This window comes from Mesorhizobium sp. M0701 (genome assembly GCF_040320365.1).
Classification (GTDB): domain Bacteria; phylum Pseudomonadota; class Alphaproteobacteria; order Rhizobiales; family Rhizobiaceae; genus Mesorhizobium.
The window spans coordinates 1-18984 of record NZ_JAMYPO010000010.1 but is presented as its reverse complement, the minus strand read 5'-3'; the positions used below and the strand labels follow the sequence as shown (position 1 = coordinate 18984).

Below are 18984 nucleotides of genomic sequence, written 5' to 3'. Positions count from 1 at the left end.
GTTCAAGCCCGCTACGCCCTCTCCTCTTGAGCGTCGCAGCCGATCTCCTCCCTACTCTCTGTGCTTCATGCGCATCGCCTCACCGCGCACGGTCCAGTTGGCCGGATCGAGTGTACGTCCCTCAGCCACGATCCTTGCGTCGGCGAGGAAATGCACCGTGCCGTATTCCGGATCCTCGACGATCAACTCGCCGTCGGGACCCGACCGCACCGACAGGTCCCCAAAAACGGCAGTCCAGGCGTCGAGGGCCGGCCGATTGGCATTCCGGTCACCGAGGCGAATGATCCATGTCGTCCTGCGTCCCGCCGCCCGCAACTCGTTGCCGGCCGTCGGGCCGGCCACTACCTGCGTGAGCGGAACATCCGTCTTCAGCATGACGAAGGCGTCGCCCGATTGCGCGAACGCCCGATCGCCACCCACTTGCACGGCATCGAAGGCACGTGCGGGGAACCAGGCGTGCGTGAAGTCGGGCTGTTCATCCGAGCAGGAGAAGCTGACGACTGCGAGGTCGCGGTATTGGTGAAGCCGGGGCAACGTGCCTGAGCCACCCCAATATGATGGTCTGCCATATCCCGACTGCAGCACTTCGCCGGGGTGGTTGATCCAGATCTGCGCATCCGGATTCTTCCCCAGCCGGGCCTGAATGACGGTCTCCTGATAACCCCATTGGTTCCAGCGGTAGCCAGCGGCGCTGCCCATCGCATGGTCGCGCGTCTTGTAGTGGTAGAGCCGCGCGAAGCGATCTTGTCCCTGCGCAAAAGTCCATTCCCACGCCGTATCGGTGAGGGAAGCAATTGCTGCCAACCCGTCCGGAACGCTCAAATCGTGATCCCGCAGGCACAATGCCAGCTGCGGCAGCGCGTGAAAGCGCATGCCGTAGTTCCCCTTGCCCCAAAGCATGCGGCAGATGCCGGATAATTCCAGGGAACGCGCGGCGCGCAGCGTGTGCTCATAGGAGCGGCCCTGCGCCCCGGTGAGGATGCCGCGATGCGCCGAGCGGGCGACGATTTCAAGCAGGCGTATGATTGCCTTGCCGGCACGTTCAGCGATGTCCTTGTCCGGGGCCAGCGCGTAGAGCGCGCACAGGCCCTTGAGGTCGATCGGGAAATAAGGCGCCGAGTTGAACTCGGCCATCTCCCATGCCTCGAAATGGTCGAGCCAGGCGCGTACACGCGCGGCTCCAACCGCGGACTGTTCGCGGCCAAGGCGGCCCGACCGCACGAACCGCACATCAGGCAACAGGCCCCCGGCAATATAGGCGGCGGTGTGGAAGAGCAGCGCGTGGTTCTCGGAGAAGTACCACTGCACATCATTGCCGGGCTCGTCCATCCAGTAGCGATAGCCGAGGATGGCGTTGTCGACGCGCGCGCGCAGGGTCGCTTCCAGCCGATCGCCATAGGCCTTGCGGCACCACAGCAGCGGCACCAGGATAAAGTCGGCGCAATCGTGACAATCCTCGATCGCCGGCAGCGTGCCGGAGATCATGGCGTCGGTCTCGGCGCCCTGCCGCCCGATCGCCAGGCGCGCCAGCGCGCGCACCGTATCGGCCTCGGCGTGACCGGCGACCTCGCGCAGGGCTTCATCTATACGCGCGGTAAGCGTTTCCGGCGCATCGCCCTGACGGCGCGCGTGGCATATCTCGACGCCGAAGACACGCGATACGGCATGGTCTGCGACCGTCAGCGCCACCTTGAAATGGCGAAAGTCGGCCGGCAGCTGCTCGGTATCGGCGATCGGCAGCCGCGTCTGGCCCGCCGGCAGATCGAAGGCGAAGCGCACCGGCGTCTCGATCGACATGAAATCGCCTTCGATCTCGATCTCGACTTGCGCGTCGCGCGGCAGGGCCACGCCGGTGACGAGCGCCACCTCGCCGCCGTCATAGGCGGGATGGTCGAAATGCATGTCGTCAAGGGCTGCTTCCATCGCATCGGCAACGCCGCTCTCGACTTCGATCGGCAATGCCACCGAAGCAGCCGGACCGGATAGATAATCGAGCTGGAAATAGTAGCGGGCGTCGCGCTCTGCGAGATCGTCGAACCATATCCGGACGTCGTTGCGGCCGGCCTTCAGCGCGATCTTGAAATGCTCTGCACTTTCCAGATTGCGGCCGTAGGGCGCCATCCAGCCGGCTTCCTCGCCATTGGTAAAGAGTGTGGCGCCGCCGCATGTGCGCAGCCGCACCAGCGCCTCGCCAGCCGAGGCCGCCTCGATGGTGGTCTCGGCCCAGGTTCCAAGCACCGTCGGCCGGAACCAGAAGCCCGATAGGTCGATGCGCGGCGAGGCGAAGGGCAGCCAGATGCGCTCGGCGCCGAATTCGGCGCTGACCTGTGGTCGCTTGCCGCGTCGTTCCGCTGCGAACTGCGTGCGGCACGGATATTCATGGGGAATGAAATTCTTGTGCTTGGTCAGGAAGAAGAAGGGATCCATCTCGCCTTGCATAGGCTGGTCGGCCACGTCGTAGCGTTGCTCGGCGATAGACCCGAGCCGCCAATAGACGATTGGCTGCCCCGCCATGAGCGGCCGGCGCAGCGTAAAATCCGTGCGAACGCTTTGCGCGGCCTCGCTCATTGCAAATCCTTCACGGCAACTGGATCGACATCGGTGTAGGCCTGGTTCTCGCCGGTCATGCCCCAGACGAAGGCATAGGGGCCGGTGCCGGCACCCATATGGATAGACCAGGCAGGCGACAGGACGACGTCGCCGTCGGCGACCATCAGGTGGCGCGTCTTGTCTGGCCGGCCCATCAGATGGATTACACGGTCGGCCTCGGCGAGGTCGAAATAGCAATAAGCTTCCATGCGCCGCTCATGCAGATGCGGCGGCATGGTGTTCCACACACTGCCCGGCGCGAGGTCGGTGATCCCCATCAGCAAGAGGCAGGACGGGGCCACTTCGGGATGGATGTACATACGCAGCGTGCGCCTGTTCGCACGGGCCTCCTCGCCGAGCACAAGCGGCCTGGCTTCGCTGCTGACGATGAGACGGTGCGCAATATCGGCGCCAGCCGGCACCGAGTTCATGTAGAAGCGTGCCGGCCTCTCCGGATCGTCGCTCTCCAGCGACACCTCACGCGCTCCGCGTCCGACATAGACGATGTCGCGGTTAGCCACGTGAAAGCGCCGGCCGTCCACCGCGACCGTGCCATTGCCGCCGAGATTGGCGATGCCTATCTCGCGCGCGTCAAAGAAGAGCGGGGTGCCGACTTCGGCCCCGTTGCCGAATGCCAGCGGGTTGGCCAGCGGCACCGCGCCACCGACGATCATGCGGTCGACATGGGTGTAGACGAATTCGATCGCGCCAGGCCGGAACAAGCCGTCGACGAGGAACTCGGCCCTCAGCCGGTCCGTGTCCATGCCGGCAATATCGCCCGGCGACGCGCCATAGAGCGTTCGCATCATGCCGCCTCCACCTTCGACTGCAGATGCCGCGCCCCTTCGGTCAGGCACAGAATGGCCAGCGCCTGCCCGTAGCCCGTCGGATGGATGGGTATATCGCGATAGAACTGCAGGTCGGCGCCCATGCGTGTGCCATAGGACACGTTCGCCACCACACCTTTGTCATCGATGTTGGCCACCACGGCTTCCAAGGCGCGGAGGCCGGCGGCACGGCACTCTGTCGAGCCGATTCCGAGCCGCGCGGCCTTCATCAACCCGTAGCCGAAGCCGGCCGTGGCGGAAATCTCCTCGTAAGATGTCGGGTCGTCGAGCAGAGTGTGCCATGCGCCCGAACCTGCCTGCACCTCGAGCAGGGCGTTGATCTGCGTGTCCAGCACGCCGAGCAGATAGGCCCGGACCGAAGGTGCAATTTCGGCGAACTCCACCAGTTCCAGGATGCCGACGGTAATCCAGGCATTGCCTCTCGCCCAACGCGCGCGGGCGAAATTGTGCCGTCCCGCGAACGTCCAGCCGTGAAACCACAGCCCTGATGCCGGGTCAGCGAGATAACGGGCGTGGACCAGGAATTGCCTTTCTGCTTCCTCGACGAAGCGACGCTGGCCGGCAGCCTGGCCGTAGGATGCGAGGAACAGCGCCACCATGAACAGCGTGTCGTCCCACAATTCGTCGTCGTTGACCCGGTCCGAAACATCATGCTGGAAACCGCCTTCGGGCGTCCGCGGCAAGGCGGTGGCCACCCGCTCGGCCCATTCGCGCAGCACCGGCTCGAAGCGCGGCTGGCGCCGGCGCCGCCACAATTCGCTTAGCGCCAAAAGGGGCGCGGTGGTGTTGACGTTCATCGCAGGGAGACCGGCAGCGATGCGTCGGTCGTACCAGGCCTCGATCGTCTGCAGCAGCCGATCGTCGCCGGTCTGCGCCCACAGCCGAACCAGCCCGTAGAGCCCGACGCCTTGCGGCCATTCCCAGCTGTCGAAGCTGACATAGTCGCCCGGCGTGCCGTCGAGATTCGGCTCATGGAACCGCCCGTCATGACGCAAGCCGGTCATGCCCGCCACGAGGCTGGCAAGCGCGGAATTCAGGCGTTCGGCCGATAGCGGCATCACTCCTCCCGTTTCTCCCGCTTCATCAGAACTGTTTCACAGCCATTTTTCTTGCGCAATCTGAAAATTTTTTGCATTAATCGGATGACTTTGCCGGAGACGACGGAGCGGATGAATATCCAGGGCAAGCGCGGCCGCCCCAGCCGCCGCATTCGACTTGAGGAGATCGCGGCGCGTTGCGGCGTGTCGGTCAGCACCGCCTCCCGTGCGCTGAGCGGTGTCGGCGGCGTGAGGGACGAGCTTCGCACCAGGATCATCGAAACGGCGAAGTCGATGAACTATGCCATTCCCGCCTCGGTTGCCGGCCGCAAGGTCATCCTGGCCGCAAGCAGCGTGGCAATGGTGGACAGTGCCCGCAATCAGTTCACCTACCATGTCCTTGATGGACTCAACGAGCGCGCCCGGTTGCTGGGCGTCGAACTCGTGACCCGGCCGGTTTCGGCGCCCGAGGACGAAATCGCGCTGCTGGGTGAATCCGAGCGCGACGACAGCGTCGCCGGCTGCCTGTTTCTGACGCTGGACGATGACGATGTGCTGAGGCTGACAGCCGGATTCGCCAAGCCGATCGTGCTCGTCAACGGCGACGATCCCTCGATGCGCCATTCGAGTGTGACGCCCTGCAATCGCTCTGCCGCCATGCTTGCGGCGCAGCATCTGATCGGCCTCGGCCACCGCCGCATCCTGTTCCTGATGCGGCGTGGCCGGCGCACGATCGAGCGGCGTTATGAAGGTTGGCGCGACGCGCTGATCACGGCCGGCATTGCCGGCTTCGACGACTTCGTGGTCGAGGTGCAGGACTGGCTGCCGGAACTTGCGAGCAGGGCCGTGACCGAGCGCATCGCGGCCCGTGGCCTCGATTTCACCGCCGTGCTGACGGCCGGCGACAGCTTGGCGTTTGGTGCCATCGCCGGCGTCCAGGAGGCCGGATATTCGGTGCCTGGCGATGTGTCCGTGGTCGGTATGGACGACTTGCCGCTCGCTGCCTTCTGCAACCCGCCGCTGACGGCGATGCACATTCCCATGCGCGAGATCGGATCGGCGGCGCTTAGCCTGCTGCTCGACGATATGGCCCATTCGGGGTCGCCGCCGCGTCGCGTCGAACTTGCCTGCAATCTCGTGGTGCGCCAGTCGACGGCACCAGCCCGAAGCGGCGCCGGCGGTCATCAACTGGCCTCTTGAGCGCGCGACTTGCCGCCAGCAAAGAGCAGCGGCAAACCCTCTTGCGTCTGCAGTTCAAGGACACGTCCAAGCAGGATCATATGGTCGCCAGCCGGGAAGCGGTCGGCGACGCTGCATTCGAACCGCGCCAGTGCGCGCGGCAGCAATGGCACGCCGTGCTCGCTCCACGACAGGTCAAGATCGGCAAAGTCCGTCCCCGACTTCGAAAAACGCCAGCACAGATCGATTTGATCTTCCGCCAGCACGTGAATGGCGTAGTGCGCGGAATTGGCGAAGGCTTCGAACCGGCGCGAGTGGCGGCCGATAGACCAGAGCACCAGCGGCGGATCGAGCGACACGGATGAGAAGCTGTTGGCAGTGATTGCGACCGGGCCGTCGGCCGTGCCGGTGGTGACGACCGTGACGCCGGTGGCGAAGCGCCCGAAGGCATTGCGCAAAAGGCGTGGATCGCACACGACATGCTCCATCAGCGGCGCTCCCCCGTTCCCAATGGTGTCGCCGGGATCCGTTCCGGCACCCGGCCATAGGCGTGCGGGAGCGAGCATGTCTTGAGCTGGGGCAGCACCTTGGTGCCGAAATGACGCGCCTCGTCGAGATGCGGGTAGCCGGAAAAGATGAAGGCGCGGATCCCCAACTTCATATACGCTTCGATTTCCGACAGAACCTGATCGGCCGAGCCCACGAGCGCCGCGCCGCAACCAGAGCGCGCCCGCCCGACGCCCGTCCACAGATGCGGCTCGACATAGCCTTCGGCATCGGCGATCTGGCGGTTCCTGGCTTGGTGCGATACGCCGAGCGATCGGGCGTCGAGCGCGCGCTCGCGGATCGCCCTGCCCTGCTCGTCGTCCAGCTTCGAAACCAGCTCCCGGGCATATTCCTTTGCCTCGGCCTCGGTATCGCGCACGATCATGTGGACGCGCAGGCCGTAGTCGAGCGTCCGCCCATGGCGCTCGGCGCGTTCGTGGACGGCCTTCATGCGGCCGGCAAGTTCCTCCCTGGTTTCCGGCCACATCAGGTAGACATCGCACTGTTCGGCGCAAAGCTCGAGCGCGTCGGGCGAATAACCGCCGAAATAGAGCAGCGGGCCGCCATTTTGCTGATAGGGCTTCGCTGGCGCCGTCGAGAGTCCTTTATAGCGATAGACCTCGCCCTCGAAATCGATGCTGTCCCTGGTCCAGGCCTGGCGCAGGAGCTGCACAACCTCGCGCGAACGCTGATAACGGTAGGCGCTGTCGGCTGTCTCGCCCGGAAAGTCCGACGAAATGATGTTCACCGTCAGCCGGCCTTCCAGCATGTGATCCAGCGTCGCAATCGTGCGCGCCAGCATGATCGGCTGCATCTCGCCGCAGCGCACAGCGGCGAGCAGATTGATCTTCGAGGTGATCGGCGCGCAGCCGGCTACGAAGCTCAGCGTGTCCTGGCCGACCTGATAGGACGACGGACACAAGATGTTGCGGAAACCTAGTTCCTCGGACGTCGTCACGATCTCGGAGCAATGCGCCCAGCTCGAGCGCAACGCGCCGTCCGGCACACCGAGATAGCGATAGTCGTCCGAGCAGAGTGCGGCGAACCACGAGACTTCGGCTGCATCGAGATCCGGCGAGGTGATTGGGACGATGCTCATTGCCACTCTTCAAAAAAGAAGCCCGGGCCATTCTTCAAAGAGGTCCGGAGCTGCGAATAGGGCTTGCGTAGCATTCGTTTTGGTGTAGATCAATACTGTATCAATTTGAGCCAAACCCGAAACCGGGATGTGATTGGACACCGGATGCATTTGACAAGGGCGGACCCCGGCCACCGATCCAGCCAGATGCGCGGTCCCTTGCCTGTGCACTTGCAGACCAGCGAAATGCTGATCCGCGAAATCGCGGCCGGACGGCTGGCCGACGGGGCGCGGTTGCCGCCCGAGCGCGAGATGGCCGCGAGCCTTGGGATTGCCGTCGGCACGCTCAGGAGGGCGCTGGCAGATTTGACCGAAAAGGGCCTTCTCGACCGCATCCAGGGCTCGGGTAACTATGTGCGGGCGCGCGGCGACTTGCTCGGGGTCTATGCCTTTTTTCGCCTGGAGCGCATCGGCGGTGGCGGCCTGCCGAGCGCCGACGTGCTGTCCGTCGAGCGGCTGCCCAAGCCCGCCGACCTGCCGCAATTCGGCAGCGCCGGCGAAGCCCACCGTATACGCCGGCTGCGGCGGCTCGACGGCGAGCCGGCCGCGGTCGAGGAGATCTGGCTGGACGTCAGCCGCGCCGAGCGGCTCAAGCGCGAGGATTTGTCGGAATCCCTCTATCTCCACTACCGGCTCGCGCTCGGCTTTTCGATCGTTCGCGCCGAAGACCATGTTGCCGTCGCGCCTGCGCCGGACTGGGCCCCGCTTGAGTTCAGGCCACCGCCGGGCACGGTCGTGGGTTTCATAGAACGTATCGCCTGGGCTGGCGACGGCGCCAGCGCGGAATATTCCCGCAGCTGGTTCGATCCGGGCGCGGCGCGGTACGTCACGCGTTTCAGATAGGCCGGAGGAAGACGCCGCGTGACCAGATCATCGATCGGCTACGGCATCATCGGCTGCGGCATGATGGGCCGCGAGCATATCCGCAATATCGCTCTGTTGCCCGACGCGCATGTGGCCGCGATCGTCGAGCCGGACCCCGGCATGTTGGCGGCGTCGCTGGCGACGGCGTCGGGCGCGCGATCGGCGGCATCGATCGCCGAACTGCTGGCCATGGATGAGGTGGACTGCGTCTTGATTGCCAGCCCCAACCACCAGCACCTCGGTCAGATGGAGCAGATCGCCGCACTTCGACCACTGCCGGTACTGGTGGAAAAGCCGCTCTTCACCGAGGGCGCCGACGAGGGGCGCATCGCGGCGTTGAAAGCTCGGCTTCCGCTCGTCTGGGTGGCCATGGAATATCGCTATATGCCCCCCGTCGCCGTATTCGTCGAGCAGGCGCGCCCCGCCACCGGCGGCATCCGCATGCTGACGATCCGCGAGCACCGCTTCCCGTTTCTGGCCAAGGTCGGCGACTGGAACCGCTTCAACCGCAACACCGGCGGCACGTTCGTCGAGAAGTGCTGCCACTTCTTCGACCTGATGCGGCTGATCCTCGGATCGGACCCCGTCCGCGTGATGGCGAGCGCTGGACAGGCCGTAAACCATCTCGACGAACGCTATGGCGGTGAGAGGCCGGATATCCTTGACCATGGCTATGTGCTGGTTGATTTCGCGAGCGGCGCGCGCGCCATGCTGGAACTCTGCATGTTTGCCGAGGGCAGCCGCTACCAGGAGGAACTCTGCGCTGTCGGCGGCGACGGAAAGATCGAGTGTCTGGTGCCCGGACCAGGCCGTTTCTGGCCGACCCACCTTGGCCCTGCGCCAGTGCCCCAGTTGATCGTTAGTCCGCGCAATCCGCCTGGACCACGACTGCTGGAGATTCCCGTCGACCCCCGGCTGCTCGAGGCAGGCGACCATAACGGTTCGACCTATTTCGAGCACGCCCGCTTCACCGCTGCGGTGCGCGGACAGAGCAAGGTGGAAGTGACCTTGCAAGACGGCTGGTGGGCCGTCGTCATGGGTCTCGCCGCCCAGAGATCGGCCCGCGAAGGCCGCGCCATCGAACTCGCCGGTGAATTCGCCTTGCCGACCTAAGGCCGACCACGCATTCAGCGGACCACCGAGTCAGATGCGCCGACCGGTTGCTGCGTCGAACAGATGCGCACATGCGCGGTCGATCTCGATCCGCACCCCTTCGGCTTGCTTGAGCGCAAGCCTTTCTCGGAACAGGCAGGAAATTTCTTCACCGGAGCAGTCGACCTTGGCGAAGATTTCCGAGCCTGTCGCCTCGAGAAGCGTGATCGTGCCCGGCACGCCCTGCCCGGTTGCCCGGATATGTTCCGGTCGAATGCCGTAGACGAGTTCGCGTCCCGCGGCATCCGCCGGCTGGGCGCCTTCCGGCAACGGCAGGATCAACCCGCCGGCGCTGCGGAACACGCCCTCCTCGATGCGGCCGGCAATGAAGTTCATAGCGGGCGAGCCGATGAAACCGGCAACGAAGAGGTTGGCCGGATGGTCGTAGAGGTCCAGTGGCGCGCCGATCTGCTCGACCAGGCCGTCATGTAGCACGACGATCTTGTCGGCCATCGTCATGGCCTCGATCTGGTCGTGCGTGACATAGATCGTCGTGGTACCCAGCCGCTGGTGGAGGGCCTTGATCTCGCCGCGCATCTGGACGCGCAACTTGGCATCGAGGTTGGAGAGCGGCTCGTCGAACAGGAAGACCTGCGGGTCGCGTACGATCGCGCGACCCATGGCAACGCGCTGGCGCTGGCCGCCCGAAAGCTGGCGCGGATAGCGGTCAAGCAGCTTTTCCAGGCCGAGGATGCCGGCTGCCTTCCGGACCCGGCCAGCGGTGTCGGCCGGATCGGCTCTCTTGATCTTGAGGGCAAAGCCCATATTGTCGGCCACAGTCATATGCGGATAGAGCGCATAATTCTGGAACACCATGGCGATGTTCCTGTCCCGCGCGCGCAGATTGTTGACCATACGCTCGCCGATGGCGATCTTTCCGCCGGAGATCGTCTCAAGGCCTGCGATCATGCGCAGCAGCGTCGATTTTCCGCATCCCGACGGGCCGACCAGGATGACGAACTCGCCGTCGGCGATATCGACGCTGACGTCGTGAATGATCTTGGTGGCCCCGAAGGCCTTCTGCACGTTGTTGATCGTTACCGATGCCATTGGAGCTTTCCTGGAAAAAGAGTGATGTCAGGGCGGGCCCTCAGCCGCCCTTGACGGCGCCGGCGGTCAGCCCCGCGACGATCTGCCTTTGCGCGAACATGGTCAGGATCAGCACCGGCAACGTCACCACCAGCGCCGCCGCGGCGAGCGGCCCCCAGCTCACCTGCTCGTAGGACAGCATGTTGTAGACGGCGACCGGCAGTGTGCGCGTCTCACGGCTGGCAAGCACCACGCCGAAGACGAAATTGTTCCACGAGAAGATCACGGACAGGATGAAGGCGACGACGATGCCCGGCTTGGCGATGGGCAGGGCAACCAGCCGGAAAACCTGCCAGGAGCTGGCGCCGTCGATGTTGGCCGCCTCTTCCAGTTCCATCGGCGTGGTCTCGAAATAGCCGATCATCACCCACACCACGATCGGCACCGTCACCACCAGATGGATGATGATCTGCGGCCACAGCGTGCCGAGTATCCCGATCCATTGGAACAGCAGAAACAGCGGGATGAGATAGGATAGCCCAGGCGTCATGCGGGCGATCATGATGACGACCGCCGATCGTTCAGCCTTGAGCCGTGCGATGCCATAGCCGGCCGGTACGCCGATCAGCAGCGCCAGCAAGGTCGCCGTGCCGGTCACCAGAACCGAATTCCAGAGATAGAGCAGGAAATTGTTCTCCTCGAATACCTTTACATAGTTCGACCAGGCGAAGCGTTCGGGGATCAGGATCGGCGGATAGGCACCGTTGTCGATCTCGAATTTCAGCGACAGCGAGATCATCCAGAGGAAGAACAAGATCGCCGGGGAGACGAAAACCAGGGCAGCGAAAAACAGACCGATCTGGTTGAGCAGCCGTGAACTCATCTATTTGCCCTCCGTATCGATCCACTGCGAGCGTTGGCGCAGCATCAGCAGGACAAACGACAGGGCCACGATGACAATGAAGAACACCACGGCCATGGCCGAGCCGTAGCCGATATCGTAGTAGGAGAAGGCGGTGTTGTAGAGATAGATGTTGATGGTCTCCGACGCCGTTCCCGGCCCGCCCTGGGTCATCGCGTAGATGATGTCGAAGCTCTTCAGCGCATCGATGGTGCGGATGATGACCGCGATCATCAGGAACGGCGCGATCATCGGCAGAGTGAGATAGCGGAATTGCTGCCAGGCATTGGCGCCGTCGATCTCGGCGCTTTCGAAGGGCTCGCGCGGCACCGAGGCCAGCCCGCCAAGCACGATCAGCATGACCAGCGGCGTCCACTGCCAGGTCTCGACCGCAACCAGCGACGGGATGACCGTGTTGGCGTTGAATATCCATTCCTGAGCCGGGATGCCGACCAGCGACAGCAGGTAGTTGAGCACGCCAAGCTGAGGATGGAACATCATTGTCCAAACCAGTGCGACGGCAACGGGTGTCGCCATCATCGGCATGACGAAGACGCCGCGCAGCAAGCCGCGCAGCGGAAACCTGGCATCGAAGATCAGGGCGGCCAGAGTGCCCAGCAGCATCGGCGCTGCAACCGAGAGGAAGGTGTAGGTCAACGTATGAACAAGGGATTCCCAGAAACGTGGGTCGCTGGCCAGGCGGAGATAGTTTTCCATGCCGGCAAAGCTCCGCGACTGGCCGAGCGTCCAGCGATTGACGCTCATCCACAGGGTGAAAGCCCAGGGGAAAACGATGACGGCGCCGACGACGACGAGTGCGGGGACAACGAAAGGCCAGTAGTTGGGAGCCAGCCGGATCGTCTGGCTCCCGTCGACAACCGGCATCGTCACCCCGGTCTGTTCTGGGGTGGTGGCCGACATCAGCCCTGCTCGCTCCTGTCGAGAACCGGCTGGAATTGTTCGGTGGCCTTCTTCAGCTCCGCGGCTGGATCGGCGCCGGCAATCATGTTGGTCAACGCCACGCCATAAATGTCGCGGAATTCCGTGACGGGGATGATGACCGGCAGTGCCAGCCGACTGATATTGCCCGAGCCGACCACGGCATCAAGCCAGCTTGCCGGCATGGTGACGCCTTCGCGCACCTTGGGATCCTCCAGCACGGATTTGCGGAACGGAACGCCGGCGCCGGCCTGCAACAGCCGTGCACCCATGGTTGGCGATACCGCCCACTGGCAGAACAGATAGGCAGCCTCCTTCTTCTCGCTGGCGGCGGTAACGCCAATCCCGTCGCCGAAGGTGCCCGAGGCATGCGCCTTGGGACCCTTGGGCATCACGCCGTAACCGACCTTGCCGACCACCCTCGATTTTTCCGGATTTTCCATCGGCGGGGCAAAACCCACGCCGTCGAGCCACATGCCGATCTTGCCCTGCAGGAAGGCCGACTGTGCTTCGGCCCAGTTGAACCCGGTAACGCCCGGAGGGGCGGACTTGGTCATCAATCTTTGATAGAGCGCGGCAGCCTCGATCGCCTCGGGAGCCTCGGTGCGCAGCTTGCCCTTGTCATCTAGCGGCGTCATGTCGTAGCCGAGCATCAGCGACGTCCACACCGGCGTGTTTGCGTTCTTGAGCCCGCGGGCGACGAAGCCGTATGTATTGGTCGAGGGGTCGGTCAGCGCTTCGGCGGCTGCCACCAGTTGCTCGAAGGTCTCTGGGTATTTGAGGCCCTTGGCCTCGAACAGCTCCTTGTTCCAATACAGGATCCAGTAGTCCACCGAGAACGGTAGCGAGCGCAGCACGCCCTGGCCGTCCTTGGCAAACAGAATGCCGGCTTCGGCGAAGTCGCTTTCGACCAGCGCCGGGTCGGTGAGCGACGGATCGGCGAGATAGCCGGCGATGTCGGCCAGCCAGCCACCCTTCTCGAACTGGCGCTTCTGCACGTGGTAGCTCAGATGCACGACGTCGAAGCTCGGCTTGCCCGAGCTCAACTCGATCACCGTCTTCTGGCGCTGCTGCTGCTCGGGCGTTGCCTCGGCATTGACCTTGATGCCGGTCAGTTCCTCGAACTCGGCGAGATATTTCAGGATGGTGTCGCTGCGCGGGCTTTTCACCAGATTGACGTCAAGCGTCGTCCCGGCAAAGCGTTTCCAGTCAACGCCTGCGGCAAAGCCGGGGCGAAGCCCCACAAGGCCGGCAGCGGTTAGCGCCGCGGTTCCGGCAAGGAGTTGCCTCCTGGTTGGGTTGAACAGATTGGACGACATTTCTTCCTCCCGGTTGCTGTCGTTGTGGATGCGCCGCGAACCGCGGCGCGGCTATATTTCCTCAGATCTGGAGCGCCAGCCGGCGAGCATTGTCGATATGCAGACTGATCGCTTCAACCGCTTTTTGCGGATTGCGGCTCTCCATGGCTTCGATGACCGCCAAATGTTCGCGCATCACCGGCACCACACGACCGTCGATGCGGAAACGCTCCTGGTGGATCAGCCGGATTTTCACCGAGTTGACCAGATAGGCCTTGGCGATAATCTCGTTGCCGAGCGCATTGATGAAGGTGTCGTGCATCGCCCAGTCGATGTTCTGGGCCTTGGCTTCCATTTCCGGCGTCGGCGCCTGCCCGAGAGCTTGAGCCAGCATCTCTTCATGTTCGCGCCGCATGCGGGCAAGTTCGGCATCAGAAGCGCTGGTCGTGAATAGCGCCACTGCCTCGCGTTCCATGAACAACCGAAACTGGAACGCCTCGCGGATCAGATTGATATCGATATGCGCGATCTGCATGCCGCGCTGCGGGATGGTGGTCAGCAGTCCCTCGGCCTCGAGACGCGGGACGATCTCGCGAATGGCACCCAGCGGCAGCCCGGTGAAAGCGACCAGTTCGCGCTGTGACACGAACTGCCCCGGCCGCAGATCGCGGGCCAGCAAATGCCGCGTGAAGCTGGCATAGGCCTTCTCCCGGAGAGTGATCGGTTCGCTGCCGTCTTCCACTTAAGCTCGCTTCCTTGTCGGTCAGCCTGGCCTTGTCGGTCAGGCCGCCTCTGTCGCAAACAGCCTGTCGTAGGCAGCGGCAAGCTGCCGCTGTCCCTGCGGATCGATCGCCTCTAGGGGCGGACGGACCGCCAGCCAGCGCTCGTCGCCGGTCTTGCGCGCGACCATGACCTTCACCGCGGGCGTGACCGGGTATTTGAGCAATTCGAGCACGAAGTCTTCGACGCGTGGGTCGTCGCCCCCGTTTTCGACCATTGCCCGGATTTCGCCGGTAACAAAATTGGCCATGCCGGAAATCGCGCCCTGTCCGCCGCGGCGCACGCTTCTCGCCAGATGCCGTTCGTCGCCGATGAGGATCACCAGATCGCCGTGCGCCTCAAGCAGCGCCTCACTGTAGCTCCAGTCCCCGCCGGAATCCTTCACCCCGGCCACCACAGCGGGAAAAGCGGCGCGCAGCCGGCCGATCAGCCCAAGCGGGAGCGGCACCATGGTGACTGAGGGGATGTTATAGAGCAGCACATCGCGCGCCAGCGGACCGAGTGCGGCGAAGACGGCGGAAAACCATCCGAACAGCCCGTCCTCGCCGACATTCTTGAAGTAGCTCGGCGGAGCGAGCAGAATGTTGCGAACGCCGCGCTGCAAAGCGTGCCGGGCCTGATCGGCGGCATCTTCGGCTGCATCGACCAGCACTGCGGCGACGAGCTGATGTGGCGGAATACCGGCCGCCAGCATGGCCTCGGTGACGATCCGTCGCTCGTCGGTGCCGACCGAGGCTCCTTCGCCGGTGGTGCCGAACAGCGTCGCGCTGCTGCAGCCGGCGCCAAGGCAGGCTCGGGCATGCGCGATCATCGGCGCGAGCGCTATCTGCCCCGACGGGTCGAAGGGTGTGGTCAGGGCAGCCGAAAGACCAAAGCGGGAAGCCAATGCGATCTCCGTTGAAATCAATGTGGACGTAGCGTTAGCACGCTAACATGTCAGATGTAAACGGGTGACCTTGTCAACTGGTCACTGCCGCACGGCGCCGGCGAGGGCCGATCACATCCGATGACACATGCTGCTGCCCCCGAGCGTTCTTGCTAGATCGGCCGGAAACTTTGGGGTAGCCGCTATGGTTCGCCGTGGAATGCGTAATAAATCCACGTTCGCTGAGCGCGCCGGACAAACGCGGTTCGCTACCATTCAAAGCAACGACTTTAATATCGGTTTACCTGAATCTGCTAGCAGCAATGACGCCGGTTTTTCGTCGGTTAAGCAAAGGGTTCCACCTTGCCGCAGCAATTCAGCACTCCGTTCGGTCACCGGGGCGATCGCAACTGGCCGAGGTTACACGGCTTCATGGGCGTCGAGTTGGAACGCGCGCCCGATGTTCTCGTGCCTCGTGTCGCCTTGGCCCGGAAGCTCGGTGGACGGGACTTTGGTGGCGGGAGCCGGGCTTGAGCGTCATTCGCGCCTTGCAAGGCGCCGATCTCCCGGCAGTTGCGAACATGTTTCAGCGCGTGCTGTTGAAGGAGAGGACCGAAGCGCCGGCCTCTCTCGTGGAATACATGAAACGGTTTTATCTGGATGCGCCCGGTTGCGCAGACAACCTCCGGTCGCTTGTCCATGTCAACGACGCCGGTCGCGTCTCCGGATTTGTCGGCGTCCACGTCCTGCCGATGACGTTCAACGGCCGACAACTACGCGCGGCCATCTGTAGCTCGCTCATGGTCGAGGACCATGAGCACGACCCGCTGGCCGGCGCCCGTTTGCTGAAAGCTTACCTGGATGGTCCGCAGGACATCTCCTTCAGCGAGACGGCCAACGATATTTCCGTGAAATTGTGGACCCGGCTGCGCGGCGTGGTCCTGCCGCAATACAGCCTTGACTGGGTCCGCGTGATGCGCCCCGCGGCCTTCATGCTCAGCCTTTCCGCCAATCGCATGGCGCTTGCGCGAATGCTCAATCCGCTGGCGCGTACAGTCGACCGATTTTACTGCAGAAGGATGACGTCCAGCGAACGACGTTGGTCGGGTGTGGCGGTGGACGGGGCAGGCCACGGAGCATTTCGTACATCCGAAATCGACAGCCACGCATTTGCCAAGCTCATCGAACCGTTTACCGCTCAATTCGCCCTGCGCCCGGAATGGACGGAAGACCAACTCGACCACATCCTGACCGATGCCGCACAAAAGCCGGATCTGGGCGAGCTTGTGTACGTTTGCGTGACATCGCCAGTCGGCACCAATGTCGGCGCTTTCGCCTACTACGCACGAAAGTATGAAATTGGTCGCGTGCTGCAGATCTTCGCCCTCCCCGGCCAGGCGGGCTCGGTGATTGACTGCCTGATCGATCACGCCGCCGCGCGCGGCGTCAGCGGCCTGCGCGGACGTATTCAACCTGCACTTCTGGAGGCGATGCTTGGACGACGCATCGCTTTCCTGACCGTTGCCTCAACCGTGGTACATTCACGTGATCCAGAGCTTCTGGACGCGATGAAGAACTCGCAAGTCTTCCTGAATGGGCTCGCGGGCGAGCAGTGGAGCCGGCTGATCGGCAGCCGTTTCAGCTGAGGCGGGATGCTTTCAAGTTGAACCGAGCATCCCGCTCTATCTATTTATTTTAGGCGCGTTTCCACTTGGCTGCAAAATGCTTGGGTCAAAACCCAATCACTCTGAACGACCGAGTTCGACCCTTTGCCGTCATCCAGTTGGGAGCGTCGCATGACGCGATCTGACCCTTGTCCGACATTCGGGCTCTCATGCAGCAAGGTACACAGACCCGAAAAGCTGTCTTTCAGGGGCGGCGGCAATGGCATCAACCTGCGACCTGCTGTAAGCTTGGAAAGCGGGTAACAATCCGCGAAGGATTGGGGGATGGAACGTCATCTCGCAGCCGTCCTGATTGCCGATGTCGTCGGCTATGGCCGCTTGAGCCAGATCGACGACGAGGGTACGCGTGCGCTTTTCCGAACCGACCTGAACGAAGTATTCGAGCCAAGGATCGCTGCGCACCATGGTCGACTGGTGAAAACCATGGGAGATGGGATGCTGGTCGAGTTCCACAGTGTGGTCGACGCCCTACGCTGCGCGGTCGAAATCCAGCAACAGAAGGCGGAGGTGAACGTTCTCACGCAGCCAGAACGGCGGCTTGATTTCCGCATCGGCATCAATCTGGGCGATGTTATCGTTGAGGGTGACGACATCCACGGCGATGCGGTGAACATCGCCGATCGGCTGCAAGGGCTGGCGGAACCTGGAGGAATCGCGATTTCCGCCACCGCCTGCGACCATGTGAGGGGAAAGGTGCCGATCGGCTTTGCTTCACTCGGCGAGCAGAAAATGAAAAGTATCGCCGAACCGGTTCGCGTGTACCGTGTCTTGATCGACCCCGCTACTGCGGGCAAGATCGTCGGTGCCAAACCAGGCCTTTCTGCCGGCGACGACAGTAAGCCGCCGGTAATTGCGGTTTTGCCGTTCGAAAACCTGAGCGCCGACGACGGCTGGACGCGGCTGGCAGACGGCCTGTCGGCCGACATGATCGGCGACCTAGCGCGCTATCCCGACCTTGCGGTCATTTCGCGCCAGACCATGCAGTCCTATCGGGGACGGGCGAGCGATACACGCTCGGTTGGACGGGAACTGAACGCCGATTACCTGCTGGAAGGCACCCTCCAGGCGATCGGACAGCGTGTCCGCGTCGCGGTGCAGCTGGTCGACACCCGGACCGGAGCCAACCTTTGGTCGGCGCGGTTCGACGAGTCGACCGATGATTTTTTTCTCATGCAGGACAGCATCACACAGAACGTCATCAATGCCCTGGCAGGCACTTTCGGCAAGCTCGCCAATCTCGGGCGTGAGGTGGCTCGGCGGAAGCCTCCCTCGAGCCTGGGTGCTTACGACTGCTATCTACTCGGGGTGGAACTGCACGACAGATTCACGACCGATGCGAGGGCAGAAGCCATGCGCATGCTGTCCCGCGCCGTGGAACTCGACCCCGGCTTCGCGCGGGCCTGGATGACGTTGGGATTGGCACATGCGGTCGATGCCTTCAATGCCTTCACGCCAGATTCAGCCGCTTCGGTCGAGCGCTGGCGAGAATGCGTGGAAAAGGCTCTGGCGCTCGACCCTGCCGATCCGATGACGCGCCTTTACATGGGCGCTCTCCGCGCCATTGACGGCGATATCAGCGGGGCCGCAGAGGAATACGACCGGGCGCTGGCCCTGGCACCCAATGACGCCGATGTGCTGTCGATGCTTGCCTCAAGCCGAGCTCTCGTGTGTGGAAATCCGGAAGAAGGCTGTGCTCTTGCCGAACGGGCGCTTCGCCTCAATCCGCAGGCTCCGAGTTGGTATTACGCGCAGCTCGCCCGGGCGCGGTTCGTCGCCGGTCGCTATGCCGACAGTCTGTCGTCGCTGTGCCAAAGTCCGCCGGATATTCCCGTCACTCTGATGTTCCGTGCCCTGTGTCACGCGCTGCTCGAAGAGCCGGCGCAGGCCCAGTCGATCGCCAGGCGGATTGCCGTCGAGTTTCCAAGGTTCACCGTCGAGAACTTCATCCGAACCTATCCCGTCACCAATCCTCTGGCCCTCGCTGCGATTAAGGAAGGGGCTCGTCGCGCAGGTATAGCGTAGAGCCGAAAACGGTGCCTAGAGCGGTTCCCTGATTTGACGGAATCGAAGGGGATTCCGGATCAGTCGGTTTTGTGATTCAAGATGCTGGCTGGAGTGGAGGCCAGCATCGGAT

The 18984-nt window shown here is 63.3% G+C and carries 16 protein-coding genes; 5 read left to right on the top strand and 11 right to left on the bottom strand.

The features are described 5' to 3' along the window. Positions 1 to 51: 51 nt before the first annotated feature. From NKI24_RS12340 to bglB, 3 genes are read right to left on the bottom strand one after another with little or no spacing between them, the layout of a single operon-like run. A complete protein-coding gene (locus tag NKI24_RS12340; RefSeq protein ID WP_502901446.1) occupies positions 52 to 2568 on the bottom strand; it encodes a hypothetical protein in 2517 nt (838 codons plus the stop codon). Beyond that, positions 2565 to 3398 (bottom strand): 5-dehydro-4-deoxy-D-glucuronate isomerase, encoded by an 834-nt coding sequence (kduI, locus tag NKI24_RS12335; protein ID WP_352745543.1) that lies wholly within the window; start codon positions 3396 to 3398, stop codon positions 2565 to 2567. The genes NKI24_RS12340 and kduI overlap by 4 nt, the downstream gene beginning before the upstream one ends. Then, positions 3395 to 4495: a beta-galactosidase BglB gene (gene bglB, locus NKI24_RS12330; RefSeq protein ID WP_352571374.1), complete on the bottom strand. Its 1101-nt coding sequence runs from the start codon at positions 4493 to 4495 to the stop codon at positions 3395 to 3397. Before bglB ends, kduI begins: the two co-directional genes overlap by 4 nt. A 111-nt stretch (positions 4496 to 4606) precedes the next feature. On the opposite strand from bglB, the gene NKI24_RS12325 reads away from it, so the two are divergent. Then, positions 4607 to 5674 carry a LacI family DNA-binding transcriptional regulator gene (locus NKI24_RS12325; protein ID WP_352745539.1) on the top strand — a complete coding sequence of 356 codons (1068 nt, stop codon included), beginning with the start codon at positions 4607 to 4609 and terminating at the stop codon, positions 5672 to 5674. On the opposite strand, the gene NKI24_RS12320 is transcribed toward NKI24_RS12325, so the two are convergent. Together NKI24_RS12320 and NKI24_RS12315 are read right to left on the bottom strand one after the other, a co-directional pair. Then, positions 5659 to 6141 carry a flavin reductase family protein gene (locus tag NKI24_RS12320; RefSeq protein WP_023674185.1) on the bottom strand — a complete coding sequence of 161 codons (483 nt, stop codon included), beginning with the start codon at positions 6139 to 6141 and terminating at the stop codon, positions 5659 to 5661. The genes NKI24_RS12325 and NKI24_RS12320 overlap by 16 nt on opposite strands. Next, positions 6141 to 7298, bottom strand: a complete 1158-nt coding sequence (locus NKI24_RS12315) for an LLM class flavin-dependent oxidoreductase (protein ID WP_352745536.1) — start codon at positions 7296 to 7298, stop codon at positions 6141 to 6143. Before NKI24_RS12315 ends, NKI24_RS12320 begins: the two co-directional genes overlap by 1 nt. 225 nt (positions 7299 to 7523) lie before the next feature. On the opposite strand from NKI24_RS12315, the gene NKI24_RS12310 reads away from it, so the two are divergent. Together NKI24_RS12310 and NKI24_RS12305 are read left to right on the top strand one after the other, a co-directional pair. Further along, positions 7524 to 8180, top strand: a complete 657-nt coding sequence (locus tag NKI24_RS12310; protein ID WP_352745534.1) for a GntR family transcriptional regulator — start codon at positions 7524 to 7526, stop codon at positions 8178 to 8180. A gap of 60 nt (positions 8181 to 8240) precedes the next feature. After that, on the top strand, positions 8241 to 9314 hold the full coding sequence (locus NKI24_RS12305; RefSeq protein WP_502901453.1) for a Gfo/Idh/MocA family protein: 1074 nt from the start codon (positions 8241 to 8243) through the stop codon (positions 9312 to 9314). A gap of 30 nt (positions 9315 to 9344) precedes the next feature. On the opposite strand, the gene NKI24_RS12300 is transcribed toward NKI24_RS12305, so the two are convergent. From NKI24_RS12300 to NKI24_RS12275, 6 genes are all read right to left on the bottom strand, one after another. Beyond that, a complete protein-coding gene (locus NKI24_RS12300; RefSeq protein WP_352745528.1) occupies positions 9345 to 10403 on the bottom strand; it encodes an ABC transporter ATP-binding protein in 1059 nt (352 codons plus the stop codon). A gap of 40 nt (positions 10404 to 10443) precedes the next feature. Continuing rightward, entirely contained in the window at positions 10444 to 11265 is an 822-nt protein-coding gene (locus tag NKI24_RS12295; RefSeq protein WP_023674179.1) for a carbohydrate ABC transporter permease, read from the bottom strand. After that, positions 11266 to 12168, bottom strand: a complete 903-nt coding sequence (locus NKI24_RS12290) for a carbohydrate ABC transporter permease (RefSeq protein WP_352449957.1) — start codon at positions 12166 to 12168, stop codon at positions 11266 to 11268. It lies immediately after the preceding gene. Positions 12169 to 12203: 35 nt separating this feature from the next. Further along, on the bottom strand, positions 12204 to 13541 hold the full coding sequence (locus NKI24_RS12285) for an extracellular solute-binding protein (RefSeq protein ID WP_352449854.1): 1338 nt from the start codon (positions 13539 to 13541) through the stop codon (positions 12204 to 12206). A 61-nt stretch (positions 13542 to 13602) separates the two neighbouring features. Further along, positions 13603 to 14262, bottom strand: coding sequence for a GntR family transcriptional regulator (locus NKI24_RS12280; protein ID WP_023674176.1), 660 nt, complete (start codon positions 14260 to 14262; stop codon positions 13603 to 13605). A gap of 39 nt (positions 14263 to 14301) precedes the next feature. After that, positions 14302 to 15186, bottom strand: a complete 885-nt coding sequence (locus NKI24_RS12275) for a dihydrodipicolinate synthase family protein (protein WP_352745524.1) — start codon at positions 15184 to 15186, stop codon at positions 14302 to 14304. 509 nt (positions 15187 to 15695) lie between these two features. Here NKI24_RS12275 and NKI24_RS12270 point away from each other — a divergent pair. Together NKI24_RS12270 and NKI24_RS12265 are read left to right on the top strand one after the other, a co-directional pair. Then, a complete protein-coding gene (locus NKI24_RS12270; RefSeq protein WP_352745523.1) occupies positions 15696 to 16811 on the top strand; it encodes a hypothetical protein in 1116 nt (371 codons plus the stop codon). Positions 16812 to 17114: 303 nt separating this feature from the next. Continuing rightward, a complete protein-coding gene (locus NKI24_RS12265) occupies positions 17115 to 18872 on the top strand; it encodes an adenylate/guanylate cyclase domain-containing protein (protein WP_352745521.1) in 1758 nt (585 codons plus the stop codon). Positions 18873 to 18984: the final 112 nt, after the last annotated feature.